Origin of the sequence: Pseudomonas migulae NBRC 103157 (genome assembly GCF_002091715.1) — a bacterium.
In the GTDB taxonomy this organism is placed as follows: Bacteria; Pseudomonadota; Gammaproteobacteria; order Pseudomonadales; family Pseudomonadaceae; genus Aquipseudomonas; species Aquipseudomonas migulae_A.
Window position 1 is genome coordinate 24,867 of the sequence record NZ_BDAG01000015.1, and the last position, 12,923, is coordinate 37,789.

Consider the following 12,923-nt stretch of genomic DNA (forward strand, 5'->3'; position numbering starts at 1 on the left):
GACTCACTCAATTTAGCCATTGTCGACGTTTTCGACTTGCACCACTGGCGAAGATACCGCAGAGCAGGGCCAATAGCGCTACTCCCGCGCCGATCACGAACCATTGCTGCTGGTCTGTGAGAAAACGCGGCAGCGGACTGCTGGCCTGGGCTTCCTTGAGTTGCAGCTTCAGACGCTGGTTCTCCTGGCGCAACCGGCTCAGCTGAGCGCTTTCACGTTCGGCATCGGCATTTTGCAGTTGTTTGCTCAGTTCTTCTCGTTGCTGTTCGCTCACCTTCAAGCGCTGCTGCAACTCGGTGATCTGGCTGCCGGCGCTCAAGGACAGCGGCGTTGCGCTTTCTTCACCGTGGGCAGGCGCCACGATCGACAACGTGACCAACATCAGACACAACGGACCTTTGCGCATCGGAGCTCCTGATTCCAATCGATTATTGGGCAGGTTGTCGGCAGGCAAACGAGAATAATGAGCGATTGAGAGCGCGATGAACCAAGAAGGTTCATCGCGTGGGAAGGGAAGTGCCCTGTTTCGTCAATACGTACTTCTTTTGACGAGTGGCGGTTGTCGTCAGGCAAGGCGCCGCGACGAGTCATAGCCCGCTATGGCGAGGAGCGGGCACTAAGGCAGGACTTGCTTGAACGGCTTGACCGAAACGTTGGCGTAGACGCCTGCGGCGATGTACGGATCAGCGTCGGCCCAGGCCTGGGCGGCGCTCAGGGAATCGAATTCGGCGACGATCAGGCTGCCGGTGAAACCCGCAGCACCCGGGTCATTGCTGTCGACCGCCGGGTTTGGGCCGGCCAGTACGATACGACCTTCGCCCTTGAGCACTTGCAGGCGCTCAAGGTGTGCAGGCCGCGCGGCCAGGCGGGCTTCCAGGGAGTTGGCGACGTCTGTGGCAACGATTGCGTAAAGCATGTCAGTCCTCGGTTTTTGGCGTGGTGGTATCGGCGTCGTGCAGGTGACGGGACAGATAAATACCCTGGGCGACCAGGAACAGCAGCGTCATGCCCAGGCTGCCGAAGACTTTGAAGTCGACCCAGTATTCCTGGAACGTGAACGCGACGAACAGGTTGGCGGCACCGCAAAACAGGAAGAAGGCGATCCAGGCGATGTTCAGGCGCGTCCAGACCAGGTCCGGCAGGGTCAGTGCGTGGCCCATGATGCGCTTGATCAGCAGCTGGTCACCGATGAAGTGACTGCCGATGAACGCCAGCGCAAACAGCCAGTTGACCACCGGGGCTTTCCATTTCAGGAAGGTCTCGCTGTGGAACGCCAGGGTCAGGCTGCCGAAGACCAGGCAGGCGATGAGGGTCAGCCATTGGCTCTTTTCCAGCTTGCGCTGCTTGATGAAAAGCGTGCCGTAGACGACCAGGGAGCTGATGATCAGCATTGCGGTGGCGCTGTAGATGCCACCGACAGTCAGTTGATGACCGCCAATGTCAACGACCCGTGGGTCGATCTTGAACACAATGAAAAACAGCAGGAGCGGGATGAAATCGATGAATTGTTTCACAGTGGCAGCCAGAAGCAGGATGTGGCGGCATAATAACAAACATATGGGCGCACGATAGCGCCAGCTGATTTGAGGTTACACATCCCCGTGAATGTTGATTTGCACTGCCATAGCACTGCCTCCGATGGCGCTCTCGCGCCTGCTGTCCTGGTGGCGCGTGCGTTCGAGAAAGGCGTGCGAGTCCTGGCCTTGACCGATCACGACACCCTCGAAGGTCTCGACGAGGCCCGCGGTGCCGCGACCGCGCTGGGGATGCAACTGGTCAATGGCGTCGAATTATCCTGCACCTGGGGTGGCGCGACCATCCATGTGTTGGGTTACGGATTTGATGAAAACGCAACGCCGTTGGTCGATGCCATCGCCAGATTGCACGATGGCCGCTGGTTACGGTCCGAAGAAATAAGCCGCAAGTTGGCGTTGAAGGGCATGCCGGGCGCGCTGGAAGGTGCTCGGGCCATTCAGCAGGAACTGGGCGACAGCGGCAACGCGCCGGCCCGTCCGCACTTCGCCGACTGGATGGTGCGCGAAGGTTTCGTCAAGGATCGCGCCGAAGCGTTCCGTAAATGGCTGGGCGCCGGCAAGCTGGGGGACGTCAAGCAACACTGGCCGACCCTGGAAGAAACCGTCGAAACCCTGCGTGCGGCCAAAGCCTGGGTGAGCCTGGCGCATCCCTGGCACTACGAATTCACTCGCAGCAAGCGTCGCCGCCTGATTGCCGACTATATTCAAGCAGGCGGCCATGCGATCGAAGTGGTCAATGGCCATCAGCCCGCCGAGCAGGTGGGCAGCCTCGCGATTCTTGCCCGCGAGTTCGGTCTGCTGGTCAGCGCCGGCAGTGATTTTCATGGCCCTGGAGGCTGGTCCGAGATCGGTGAATACCGCCCGCTCCCGGAGGATCTGCCACCACTGTGGTGTCGATTCAAACATGACCCAATTATTGCCGCCGTCTGAACAGGTAGAGAATGTGAGTCAATTTTTCCAGATTCATCCGGAAAACCCGCAAGCGCGCCTGATCAAACAGGCTGTCGAGATCATTCGCAGCGGCGGGGTGGTGATTTATCCCACAGACTCGTCCTACGCCATTGGTTGCCAGATCGGCGACAAGAATGCCGTGGAGCGTGTGCGCCGGTTGCGTCAACTGGATGAGAAGCACAACTTCGCGCTGATTTGCAGCGACCTGTCGCAACTGGGGCTGTTTGCCAAGATCGACACCGGTACCTTCCGCCTGCTTAAAGCTCACTTGCCGGGGCCTTACACCTTCATTCTCAACGCCACCCGTGAAGTCCCGCGGCTGTTGTTGCACCCGAAAAAGCGCACCATCGGCCTGCGCGTGCCCAGCCATCCGATAGCCCTGGCGCTGCTGGAAGAACTCGGCGAGCCGCTGATGAGCGTGACGCTGATCATGCCCGGCGACACCGATCCGCTGACCGATCCGTACGAAATGCGCCAGTTGCTCGAGCATCAGGTCGACCTGATCATCGACGGCGGTTTCGGCGGCATCAAGGCGTCCACCGTGATCAACCTCGCCGACGGCGAGCCGGAAGTGATCCGCGTTGGTTGCGGCGACCCGACGCCGTTCATGGCCGAGGCATAGATGTCTGCAGTAGAACCCGTTGTCGACAGTCAGGCCGGCGCCCAGCAAGAGCTGCCTTTCGCCATGGTCTATGGCCAGGCGGTTCTGGAAATGCCGCTGGACCTGTACATTCCGCCGGATGCGCTCGAAGTGTTTCTCGAGGCTTTCGAAGGCCCGCTCGACCTGCTGCTGTACCTGATCCGCAAACAGAACATCAACATCCTCGACATCCCGGTGGCGGAAATCACCCGCCAGTACATGGGGTATGTGGAGTTGATGCAGTCGGTGCGCCTGGAACTGGCCGCCGAGTATCTGGTGATGGCCGCGATGCTGGCCGAGATCAAGTCGCGAATGCTGTTGCCCCGCGCCGAAACCATCGAAGACGAAGAAGACGACCCGCGCGCCGAGTTGATCCGCCGTCTGCAGGAATACGAACGCTTCAAGGCGGCGGCCGAAGGCATCGATGGCCTGAGCCGCGTTGGCCGTGACGTGGTAGTGCCCAAGCTCGACGCCCCGGAAGCGCGGGCGCGCAAGCTGCTGCCGGACGTGAGTCTGGAAGAGTTGTTGATGTCCATGGCCGAGGTGCTGCGCCGTGGCGATATGTTCGAAAGTCACCAGGTCAGCCGCGAGGCTCTGTCCACCCGTGAGCGTATGAGTGACGTGCTGGAACGGCTCAAGGGCGGCGGTTTCGTGCCGTTCGTCGAACTGTTCACGGCCGAAGAAGGGCGCCTGGGTGTCGTGGTGACCTTTATGGCGATCCTCGAACTGGTCAAGGAATCTTTGGTCGAGCTGGTGCAGAATGAGCCGTTCGCGGCGATCCACGTGCGAGCCAGAGCCGAATAACGAGTTGAATCATGAACCTGACTGAACCCCGCGAGCTGGCGCCACTGCTTGAAGCCTTTCTGTTGGCCTCGGGAAAACCGCAATCGCTTGAACGCCTGTTCGAACTCTTCGAAGAGGGCGAGCGCCCCGAGCCGCCAGTCTTCAAGAAAGCCCTGACGATTCTCGCCAAGTCCTGCGACGGTCGTGCCTTCGAGCTGAAGGAAGTCGCCTCTGGGTATCGCCTGCAGATCCGCGAAAAGTTCTCGCCGTGGGTAGGACGTTTGTGGGAAGAGCGCCCGCAGCGTTATTCCCGTGCCATGCTCGAAACCATGGCACTGATAGCCTATCGCCAGCCCATCACCCGGGGCGAGATCGAAGATGTGCGCGGTGTGGCGGTGAACAGTCACATCGTCAAGACACTGCTTGAGCGTGAGTGGATTCGCATCGTTGGTTACCGTGATGTGCCGGGTAAGCCGGCGATGTTTGCGACGACCAAGGCGTTTCTCGATCACTTCAACCTGAAAAACCTCGACGATTTGCCGCCGCTCGCCGAGCTGCGTGAGCTGGAGCCTGACCCGGTGCTCGACTTCGACGACGCGCCGGTGCCGGCCGGCTTGCAAGAACTGGCGGATGCCAGCGCCGAGCCGGAAGAGCCGAAGGAAGAAACCAGTTTCCATACGCTGTTGCTGGAACTGGACACGATGGAGGAGGGGCTGAAGACCGACTTCGATGACATTCTGCGCGATAGCGCGGTGACGGAGTCCGAAGAGGTGCTGGAGCTGCCGGAACCGGAAATCGAAGTTGAACCTCATGTCGAGCCAGAAGCCCCAGTCGAAGAAGAGCTTGAGGATGATGTGCTTGGCGTCGCCGAGGCGCGGGAGAAACTCCTGGCCGCTGTCGCCGCTCTGGAGCCACACAACCCCGAGCCTGAATTGACCGACGAAGAGGCCGAAGCCAAGGCACTTGCCGAAGCGATCGAGGCCGAACGCCGCGAATTCGAAGACTGATCGCACATTCTGTGGACACTGCGATCCCCTGTAGGCGCCGGCTTGCTGGCGATGGCGGCGTCACATTCAACACATGTGTTGGCTGTCGGGACGCCATCGCCAGCAAGCCGGCTCCTACAGGGGGTTGTGTGGATTGGAGTATTTGATGAGCTCAACCCAAGACCCCTGCATCAGTGTCTGCAAATTCACCGGTGACATCTGCCTTGGCTGCGGCCGCAGCAAGCGCGAGATCAAGTCCTGGAAGAGGCTCGACAAGGCCGACAAACGCACTGTCCTCGCTGAAGCTTCGCTGCGCCTGATCAAACTCGGTGCCACCGGTCGGCGGAAATCCCGGTAAATGGCCATTCATCAGCTAGTCTCTGATGCGCGAACGCTCCCATGAGCGTATGATTCGCGACCCTTCGGCGATCCCTTCGCCCGAGTACAAGCTTTCAACTCTTCAGGACCCTCACTTCAGAGCAGCCTGAACAGACCACACCGGGAGGTGCCCAGATGAGTATCAACGACCAGAAAGACGACCAGGAAATCGGCCCAGCAGGCGAAAAACTGCAGAAAGTCCTCGCCCGTATCGGCGTCGGCTCGCGCCGTGACGTAGAAGCCTGGATCAGCCACGGCCGCATCAAGGTCAACGGCAAAGACGCCACCCTTGGCCTGCGCGTCGACCTGCATGACGCCATCACCATCGATGGCAAGGTGATCAAGCGCGAAGAAGCGGCCGAGTCGGTACGCCGCGTGATCATGTACAACAAACCCGACGGTGAAATCTGCACCCGCCTTGACCCGGAAGGCCGCCCAACCGTTTTCGACAAGATGCCACGCCCCAAAGAAGGTCGCTGGATCAACATCGGTCGTCTGGACATCAACACCACCGGTCTGCTGATGTTCACCACTGACGGCGAACTGGCCAACCGCCTGATGCACCCGTCCTACGAAATGGACCGTGAATACGCGGTACGTGTCCGTGGCGAAGTTGATGACGAGATGATCGAGCGCTTGAAAGCAGGTGTCGTTCTCGAAGACGGCCCGGCCAAGTTCACCGACATCAAGCAAGCACCAGGTGGCGAAGGTTTCAACCACTGGTACCACTGCGTGGTGATGGAAGGTCGCAACCGAGAAGTTCGTCGTCTGTGGGAGTCCCAGGGCCTGGTGGTCAGCCGCCTGAAGCGCGTGCGCTTCGGTCCGGTGTTCCTCAACTCCGACCTGCCGATGGGCCGCTGGCGCGAAATGAGCCAGTACGAAGTCGACATTCTGAGTGCGGAAGTGGGCCTGACGCCTGTGGCCATGCCGCAGATGAACGCCAAGAGCAAAGACAAGCTCGACCGTATGCAGCGTAAATCGTCGCGTCCGATGGGCAAGACCGAGCGTGTGCGTTCGTTGCGTCCTGCCATCGGTAACCAGTCCGCTGCTACACCGCGCGATACCCGTGAACCGCATATCGAAGGCGAGCGTCCAGCCCGCAAACCGGCAGCGCCACGCGCCGATGGCGAGCGCGGTCCACGCACGCCGCGTCCGGCCAACGGTCGCACCGAGCGTGGCGAAGGTCGTGGTGCGCCAAGCGGCGGTCGTAGCGATCGCGGTGCTCCAGCAGGTCGCGGTACGCCAGTGGCGGATCGTCCGTCCGACACCAAGCGACCGGCCAAACCGGCGCCGAAGAAACGCCCGGGCATCGTCCTGGTCGACAAGGATGCACCATCGGGCAAGCGCCGCGGTGCACCAGCCGGTTCCGGCCAGCGTCCGGGCTTTGGTCGTCGCAAGCCTGAGTAATCGGTAAGCGCCACATAAAAACGCCATCCCTCGGGTTGGCGTTTTTTTTTGCGTTCGACTTGAGCTTTATAGGGTTTTCTAGCCAGTCATCGCGGGCAAGCCCGCTCCCACAGTGGATTGCATTCGTCTGGGGGAACTCGGTCACCTGTGGGAGCGGGCTTGCCCGCGATGACGTCAGTAGCAGTCAGGCTAGAACACGAACCGCCCATCAAACACCGGCTCATCATCCAGCGCCAACACGCCGCTGGAGAAAATCAGATCCAGATGATGGCTACCCTTTGCACCACCACCCAACCCCAGATGGAGCCCGCAATGGCGTTCCTCGAATCCCGCGTTGCGCGCATACAACGCCTTGACCCCTTCGTTGGTGCCAATTCCCAGTTCCTCGATCCGCCGATTCGACGGATTGGCGTCCAGGTACTTGTTGAAATCGTGTTCCAGCCCCGGCACTTCAGTGGCAATTCTGCTGATGGTCGAGTTCTCGATCCACAACTCCAGCGGTGATTCCAATACGCCGTACTTGCGCGCAAACGGAATAGTGCTGAGGAATGTTCCCATGAACTTCACCCGACCATTAATGGCTTCGCTGTGGGTGGCAATTTCACCGGGCGCCAGATCAAAGTTGCCGACACCATTGATGTCGGTCCACTTCTTGATACTGCTCAACGGTGTTTCAAACCAGGAGCCGTGATCATCCTTGAAACTTAATGTTGTTGCGTGGGACATGCGCTGGATCAAATGGCTGATCAACCCGGCAATGCGTTGCGGGGTAACACTGAACGTGTCGTAGAAGTAATCGCCGTAATCCTTGAACAGCAGCGACTTCTTCCAGGTTTCGGCCATCACGCCTTGTAGGGCACGGACAAATTCCGGGCCGTCGGGGCGTGGATTCGGCAGGGTGGAAGAGTCGTAGAAGAAAATGTACAGATCACTGTTGGCTATGGCCTGGGCCAGACAATCCGTGGGTTCCAGGTCCAGTCGCATCGCGCTGAAATGGAATGGCTGGCTGTCGGATGCCTGTTCGGCAATGGCGCCGGTCAGTGCTGCGTAATCAGCGGTGTGGCCCAGCAAGACCTTCGCCGAATGGAGGCCGGCAAGGGCCGGGTGATGTTCGAGGTAGTAAAGGAAATGCGAAATGGCGCGTGGCTTATCCATGTAGTCCTCCCTGACAAACCGAGCAGATGTGGCAGGCACAACCGGCTGGACTGTGCCTGCCGGGATGACTTACAGAGGCCACATCGCCGTGCCGAACGGAACAACCGCGTCGGCTTGCATCATTTCAACGGCGGCTTCATGGGTCGGTGCTTCAAACCAATCGTCCAGTTGCAGTTCAGTTTCCAAGTCTTTTTCCATTGCTTGCATGGTGAATCTCCTAGATGACTTTTGAGTAAGAACAACTTGCCAGTCGATGCGGCTCGGCAAGTCGCTGAAAACCTAGTTCAGCGGTTTTTGAAACGCAAAAAAATAATTAAATAAGATTTAATTGAACTTCCGACTCTGTTTTATAAATAGAGATTTATTAATAGAAAACAAAAAACTAAGTAGATCTTTTCCTTAGGAAGCTTCCTATCGTCAATTTGCAGTCGTCCTACAGTTCTTTCTGATTTGGCAAATTTTCGTTACGGAGTGTAAAGAAATGCTTACGAAATCGCGCGCTGAATCCCTTGGATTCGCGTCTGCAGGAGAGGTGTAAGGAAAACCTGCCGCCAGCCAGTCGATCGAGCCCGGCACAGAGGCTCTGGCGCGCTTGTTTCCGCGGCGCGGGAAGGGTGAGATGCGCCCCATGCCTGTCGTGCAGGTGCATAACAAGAAGGAGGCGCAATGTACGCCGTGACTTATCTCCATCTCTTCCCGTGGGACGGTTTTTCCAGCGTCCACGTCTATGACCCGCAAAGGTCTGACTCACGCTTTGCAGCCGCCCGGGACCCCCGAGGCGGACACAGGCAATCCCGGCAACCGACACGCTGATCCAGCGGGTCTGGCAGCAGGGGGTTAGCGGTGTACAATGCGCCGCGTTTTACCTGTGACCTCCTGCGCAGCTGCGCAAACCTCAAGGCTACCCGCCTTGTTCACTCCGTCGCGTCACGAGCGTGTCGGGTTCGATTTCGTCACAGATAAAAACAAACAGGTGACGCATGACCGTTGTAAATACGCTGAACTCCTGGTGCCTGCGCTGGGGTTTGATCGGCGCTGCTTAAAGTTGCAACCGAGCAGCAACGTCTACTGAACATCATCAAACCTTGCGTGAGACCCTTTTCATGAGTGGACAAACCTCGCATTCAGGCGAGCTGAAACGCGGCCTGAAGAATCGTCATATTCAACTGATCGCCCTCGGTGGCGCGATTGGTACCGGCCTTTTCCTCGGCTCGGCCGGTGTATTGAAATCCGCTGGCCCGTCGATGATCCTCGGCTACGCCATCTGCGGCTTCATTGCCTTCATGATCATGCGCCAGCTCGGCGAAATGATCGTCGAGGAGCCCGTCGCCGGTTCCTTCAGCCACTTTGCGCACAAATACTGGGGTGGTTTCGCCGGTTTCCTGTCGGGCTGGAACTGCTGGATTCTGTACATTCTGGTGGGCATGTCTGAGCTGACCGCGGTCGGCAAATACATCCATTACTGGGCACCGGAGATCCCGACCTGGGTCTCGGCAGCCGGTTTCTTCGTGCTGATCAATCTGATCAACCTGGCCAACGTCAAAGTCTTCGGTGAGGCCGAGTTCTGGTTCGCGATCATCAAGGTCGTGGCGATCGTCGGCATGATTGCCCTGGGCAGCTACCTGCTGGTCAGTGGGCACGGCGGCCCGGAAGCGTCGGTCACCAACCTGTGGTCCCACGGCGGTTTCTTCCCGAATGGTGTCAGCGGTCTGGTGATGGCCATGGCGATCATCATGTTCAGTTTCGGTGGCCTGGAAATGCTCGGTTTCACCGCGGCTGAGGCGGACAAGCCGAAGACCGTGATCCCGAAAGCGATCAATCAGGTGATCTACCGGATCCTGATTTTCTACATCGGCGCGCTGGTCATTCTGCTGTCGCTGACGCCATGGGACAGCCTGCTGGCAACCCTGAACGCGTCCGGTGATTCCTACAGCGGCAGCCCGTTCGTGCAAGTGTTCTCGATGCTCGGGAGCAACACCGCGGCGCACATCCTCAACTTCGTGGTCCTGACCGCGGCGCTGTCGGTGTACAACAGCGGCACCTATTGCAACAGCCGCATGCTGCTGGGCATGGCCGAGCAGGGCGATGCGCCGAAAGCCCTGGCGAAGATCGACAAGCGCGGCGTGCCGGTGCGTTCGATCCTGGCGTCGGCTGCCGTGACGTTGATCGCCGTGCTGCTGAACTACCTGGTCCCGCAAAATGCGCTGGAACTGTTGATGTCGCTGGTGGTGGCTACCCTGGTGATCAACTGGGCGATGATCAGCTATTCGCACTTCAAGTTCCGCCAGCACATGAACAAGACCAGCCAGACGCCGCTGTTCAAGGCCCTGTGGTACCCGTACGGGAACTACATCTGCCTGGCGTTCGTGGTGTTCATCCTCGGCGTGATGCTGTTGATCCCGGGCATTCAGGTTTCGGTGTACGCGATTCCGGTGTGGGTTGCGTTCATGTGGGTTTGCTACGGCATCAAGAACAAGCGCAGTGCGCAGCACGGCTTGCAGGCTGCAAGTTCTGCCGTGAAATAACGCAGAACGCAGAAACAACAAACCCGGCCATGTGCCGGGTTTTTTGTGAGCGTTTAAAAGATTCTGGACTTGCACTGACCCCTGTGGGAGCGGGCTGGCTCGCGATAGCGGTCTGTCAGGCGATGTTGATGTTGCTGATCCACCGCTTTCGCGAGCCAGCCCGCTCCCACAGTTGATCTTAGGCGTGCCGGGAATCTCATTCGCGGTATCCTGACCACCCTGAACCCGGACGTTTTTCCATGCTGGTGATTTCCAACAACGTGCATCTGCCAGATGCCGAGATCGAGTTGACGGCCATTCGCGCCCAGGGCGCCGGTGGGCAGAACGTCAACAAGGTCTCCAGCGCCGTGCACCTGCGCTTCGACATTCCGGCCTCGTCCTTGCCCGAGTTCTACAAGGAGCGGCTGCTGGCGCTGCGCGACAGTCGCATCACCAGCGACGGCGTGTTGATCATCAAGGCCCAGCAATACCGCACGCAGGAAGCCAATCGCGCCGATGCGCTGGAGCGGTTGACCGAGTTGATCCTCAGCGCCACCAAGGTCGAAAAGAAACGTCGCCCGACCAAACCGACCCTCGGCTCGAAAAAGCGTCGGCTCGAATCCAAGACCAAGCGTGGCAGCATCAAGGCCGGACGCGGCAAAGTGGATTTCTAGCGAGCGTTTCGTTCTTCACGATACTTTTCATTGAGGTGCTTGGGCGCCTGTCGGTACAAGTAAACACTCAATGCCAAACCGCTCAGAGCGGCGAGGGCGGCAAACAGGAAGATCGAAGCAAAACCAAAGCCCGCCGCAATCGCACCGGCCAGTGGTCCGGTAATCCCCAGCGACAAATCGATGAACAGCGAATAAGCGCCGACCGCCGCACCACGGCTGGAGGCGGGCACCAGGTTGACCGCTTCCACGCCCAACGCCGGGAACACCAGCGAAAATCCAAAGCCACTCAGTGCCGCACCCGCCAGTGCCCAATGGGCATCGGGCGCCAGCCACAACAGCAACAGCCCCAGGGTTTCCACCGACAGGCAGGCAATCGCCACGCGGAAACCGCCGAGACGGTTGATCAGGTTGCCGAACAGCAGTCGCGCACCGATGAAGCTGGCGCCGAACAGGCTCAGACACAGCACGGCGTTGTCCCAGTGTTGCGTGGCGTAATACAGCGTGATGAAGGTCGCGATGGTGCCGAAACCGATGGAGCCCAACGCCAGACCGCAACCATGCGGCAGTACCCGGCCGAGCACATGCATGAACGGCAAACGTTCACCGACCACAATAGGCGCAGCGGTCTTCGGCCAGGCCAGCGCCAGGCCCAGCACGGCCAGCAACACGATGCTGACTCCCATGCTCCACAAACCTAACTGGCTCACCAAAAACACACCCAGCGGTGCGCCGACGGCCAGGGCGCCATAGCTGGCGATGCCGTTCCAGGAGATGACTTTCGCCGTGTTCGCCGCACCGACCCGGCCGATGCCCCAGCCAATCGAACCGGAACCCACCAGGCTTTCCGCGCTGCCAAGCACCAGACGACCGATCAGCAGGCTGATCAGACTCAACATCGGCAGGCTCTGGGTCCAGGCTGAAACCAGCATGAACACACCGCTCAAACCGCACCCGGCAAGGCCATACATCACCGCCAGTTTGCTGCCCTTGTTATCGATGATTTTCCCGGCGTATGGACGGCTGAGCAAAGTGGCCAGGTATTGCACGCTGATCACCAGCCCCGCGATCACCGCGCCGAAGCCGAGTTCGCTGTGGACGTAGCCCGGCAACACGGCCAGGGGAATGCCGATATTGAGGTAGCCGATAAAGGTAAAGAGGACGATGGAAACGACTTGCAGCGTGACCGCCAGGGGGCGCTGGTTTTCAGACATGGGTAAAGGTCCACGGGAAAGCAGGATAGATAGGCTGCTTATGATAGCGGCGCGAGAGGCCGCGGGCGTGGAAAAGTAAAACTATTTGCCGGATGGGGGTGTTTCAGGGCTTGGTGGGAGCGACCAGTTGCGTGGTGACCAGGGCGGCCAACGCATTTTCTTCGCTGCCGAATCGGGCAAGCAGCACGGCTTGTTTCTCGGGGGACAGGCGATTCCAGATCTCGATCATTTTCTCGGCGGTGCCGATCAGAACGCTGGCCTGGGTCTCACTGAAGTCATCGGTCATAGTGTGCAACTCAAGGGTTCAGGCGGTGTGGAAAGCGCATGTTAGCGCTTTCCACACGGTCTGGCATTGCAGGTGTTTCAGTCTTCGCTGTCGGCCTGGCGGCGTTCAGTGGCTTCTTTCGGCTCGGGCTGTTGGGCACCGGCTTGCTGCGGGGTTGTCTGCTCAGTTTCGTGCAGGCTTGGGAAGGGGAGATTAGGGATCTCGTGCATGTTTCGCGCTCCTCGCAAAGTCTGTTGATAGATCTGGTAGATCCGCGCTTTTAAAAAGCCTGGGCAGGATACAGCAGCAGAAATGACAAATAGACTTTTATATCCATTTGTTGCGACGGATGGGATTGTCTAGACAGGTCTGGAAGAGGGGGACCGCTAAACAAATGTGGGAGCGGTCTTGCTCGCGATAGCGGAGTGTCAGAC

At 59.1% G+C, this 12,923-nt stretch carries 16 protein-coding genes; 8 read left to right on the top strand and 8 right to left on the bottom strand.

All coding sequences use genetic code 11. From position 1 onward, the window contains the following. Positions 1-7: 7 nt before the first annotated feature. The 3 genes from PMI01S_RS13565 to PMI01S_RS13575 form a co-directional block, all read right to left on the bottom strand. The gene (locus PMI01S_RS13565) at positions 8-406 is read right to left on the bottom strand and encodes an SH3 domain-containing protein (protein WP_017337136.1); all 399 of its coding nucleotides are present in this window, start codon (positions 404-406) and stop codon (positions 8-10) included. Between the two features lie 210 nt (positions 407-616). Further along, complete coding sequence (locus PMI01S_RS13570) at positions 617-916, bottom strand: YciI family protein (RefSeq protein ID WP_084320523.1); 300 nt, start codon at positions 914-916, stop codon at positions 617-619. Between the two features lies 1 nt (position 917). Continuing rightward, positions 918-1,514, bottom strand: coding sequence for a septation protein A (locus PMI01S_RS13575; RefSeq protein ID WP_084320524.1), 597 nt, complete (start codon positions 1,512-1,514; stop codon positions 918-920). An 87-nt stretch (positions 1,515-1,601) separates the two neighbouring features. On the opposite strand from PMI01S_RS13575, the gene PMI01S_RS13580 reads away from it, so the two are divergent. From PMI01S_RS13580 to rluB, 6 genes are all read left to right on the top strand, one after another. Beyond that, complete coding sequence (locus PMI01S_RS13580) at positions 1,602-2,465, top strand: PHP domain-containing protein (protein ID WP_084320525.1); 864 nt, start codon at positions 1,602-1,604, stop codon at positions 2,463-2,465. Positions 2,466-2,478: 13 nt separating this feature from the next. Continuing rightward, positions 2,479-3,108 (top strand): L-threonylcarbamoyladenylate synthase, encoded by a 630-nt coding sequence (locus PMI01S_RS13585; RefSeq protein WP_090473963.1) that lies wholly within the window; start codon positions 2,479-2,481, stop codon positions 3,106-3,108. Beyond that, positions 3,109-3,930 carry a segregation and condensation protein A gene (locus PMI01S_RS13590; RefSeq protein ID WP_084320527.1) on the top strand — a complete coding sequence of 274 codons (822 nt, stop codon included), beginning with the start codon at positions 3,109-3,111 and terminating at the stop codon, positions 3,928-3,930. Positions 3,931-3,941: 11 nt separating this feature from the next. Further along, positions 3,942-4,916: an SMC-Scp complex subunit ScpB gene (gene scpB / locus PMI01S_RS13595; RefSeq protein ID WP_084320528.1), complete on the top strand. Its 975-nt coding sequence runs from the start codon at positions 3,942-3,944 to the stop codon at positions 4,914-4,916. Between the two features lie 145 nt (positions 4,917-5,061). Continuing rightward, positions 5,062-5,253 carry a DUF1289 domain-containing protein gene (locus PMI01S_RS13600; protein ID WP_084320529.1) on the top strand — a complete coding sequence of 64 codons (192 nt, stop codon included), beginning with the start codon at positions 5,062-5,064 and terminating at the stop codon, positions 5,251-5,253. 155 nt (positions 5,254-5,408) lie between these two features. Further along, positions 5,409-6,680, top strand: a complete 1,272-nt coding sequence (rluB, locus tag PMI01S_RS13605) for a 23S rRNA pseudouridine(2605) synthase RluB (RefSeq protein ID WP_084320530.1) — start codon at positions 5,409-5,411, stop codon at positions 6,678-6,680. A gap of 189 nt (positions 6,681-6,869) precedes the next feature. Here rluB and PMI01S_RS13610 read toward each other — a convergent pair whose 3' ends face one another. Both PMI01S_RS13610 and PMI01S_RS31695 read right to left on the bottom strand, forming a co-directional pair. Next, a complete protein-coding gene (locus tag PMI01S_RS13610; RefSeq protein ID WP_084320531.1) occupies positions 6,870-7,835 on the bottom strand; it encodes a M29 family metallopeptidase in 966 nt (321 codons plus the stop codon). A 69-nt stretch (positions 7,836-7,904) separates the two neighbouring features. Next, positions 7,905-8,042 (bottom strand): hypothetical protein, encoded by a 138-nt coding sequence (locus tag PMI01S_RS31695; RefSeq protein WP_017337145.1) that lies wholly within the window; start codon positions 8,040-8,042, stop codon positions 7,905-7,907. A gap of 896 nt (positions 8,043-8,938) precedes the next feature. Here PMI01S_RS31695 and PMI01S_RS13615 point away from each other — a divergent pair. Further along, on the top strand, positions 8,939-10,360 hold the full coding sequence (locus PMI01S_RS13615; RefSeq protein WP_084320532.1) for an amino acid permease: 1,422 nt from the start codon (positions 8,939-8,941) through the stop codon (positions 10,358-10,360). A 239-nt stretch (positions 10,361-10,599) separates the two neighbouring features. Beyond that, the gene (gene arfB / locus PMI01S_RS13620; protein ID WP_003222786.1) at positions 10,600-11,013 is read left to right on the top strand and encodes an alternative ribosome rescue aminoacyl-tRNA hydrolase ArfB; all 414 of its coding nucleotides are present in this window, start codon (positions 10,600-10,602) and stop codon (positions 11,011-11,013) included. Here the strand turns inward: arfB and PMI01S_RS13625 are convergent. From PMI01S_RS13625 to PMI01S_RS32000, 3 genes are all read right to left on the bottom strand, one after another. Continuing rightward, positions 11,010-12,224 (bottom strand): MFS transporter, encoded by a 1,215-nt coding sequence (locus tag PMI01S_RS13625; protein ID WP_084320533.1) that lies wholly within the window; start codon positions 12,222-12,224, stop codon positions 11,010-11,012. The genes arfB and PMI01S_RS13625 overlap by 4 nt on opposite strands. A gap of 103 nt (positions 12,225-12,327) precedes the next feature. Beyond that, positions 12,328-12,510, bottom strand: coding sequence for a hypothetical protein (locus PMI01S_RS13630; protein ID WP_084320534.1), 183 nt, complete (start codon positions 12,508-12,510; stop codon positions 12,328-12,330). A gap of 77 nt (positions 12,511-12,587) precedes the next feature. Then, positions 12,588-12,719 carry a hypothetical protein gene (locus tag PMI01S_RS32000; protein ID WP_017337149.1) on the bottom strand — a complete coding sequence of 44 codons (132 nt, stop codon included), beginning with the start codon at positions 12,717-12,719 and terminating at the stop codon, positions 12,588-12,590. Between the last annotated feature and the right edge of the window lie 204 nt (positions 12,720-12,923).

Excerpts from the sequence above, each read along its gene's own strand:
- PMI01S_RS13565 (WP_017337136.1), bottom strand. The coding sequence starts at position 406 with ATGCGCAAAGGTCCGTTGTGTCTGATGTTGGTCACGTTGTCGATCGTG.
- PMI01S_RS13570 (WP_084320523.1), bottom strand. The coding sequence starts at position 916 with ATGCTTTACGCAATCGTTGCCACAGACGTCGCCAACTCCCTGGAAGCC.
- PMI01S_RS13590 (WP_084320527.1), top strand. The coding sequence starts at position 3,109 with ATGTCTGCAGTAGAACCCGTTGTCGACAGTCAGGCCGGCGCCCAGCAA.
- scpB (WP_084320528.1), top strand. The coding sequence starts at position 3,942 with ATGAACCTGACTGAACCCCGCGAGCTGGCGCCACTGCTTGAAGCCTTT.
- PMI01S_RS13600 (WP_084320529.1), top strand. The coding sequence starts at position 5,062 with ATGAGCTCAACCCAAGACCCCTGCATCAGTGTCTGCAAATTCACCGGT.
- rluB (WP_084320530.1), top strand. The coding sequence starts at position 5,409 with ATGAGTATCAACGACCAGAAAGACGACCAGGAAATCGGCCCAGCAGGC.
- PMI01S_RS13610 (WP_084320531.1), bottom strand. The coding sequence starts at position 7,835 with ATGGATAAGCCACGCGCCATTTCGCATTTCCTTTACTACCTCGAACAT.
- PMI01S_RS31695 (WP_017337145.1), bottom strand. The coding sequence starts at position 8,042 with ATGCAAGCAATGGAAAAAGACTTGGAAACTGAACTGCAACTGGACGAT.
- PMI01S_RS13615 (WP_084320532.1), top strand. The coding sequence starts at position 8,939 with ATGAGTGGACAAACCTCGCATTCAGGCGAGCTGAAACGCGGCCTGAAG.
- arfB (WP_003222786.1), top strand. The coding sequence starts at position 10,600 with ATGCTGGTGATTTCCAACAACGTGCATCTGCCAGATGCCGAGATCGAG.
- PMI01S_RS13625 (WP_084320533.1), bottom strand. The coding sequence starts at position 12,224 with ATGTCTGAAAACCAGCGCCCCCTGGCGGTCACGCTGCAAGTCGTTTCC.
- PMI01S_RS13630 (WP_084320534.1), bottom strand. The coding sequence starts at position 12,510 with ATGACCGATGACTTCAGTGAGACCCAGGCCAGCGTTCTGATCGGCACC.
- PMI01S_RS32000 (WP_017337149.1), bottom strand. The coding sequence starts at position 12,719 with ATGCACGAGATCCCTAATCTCCCCTTCCCAAGCCTGCACGAAACTGAG.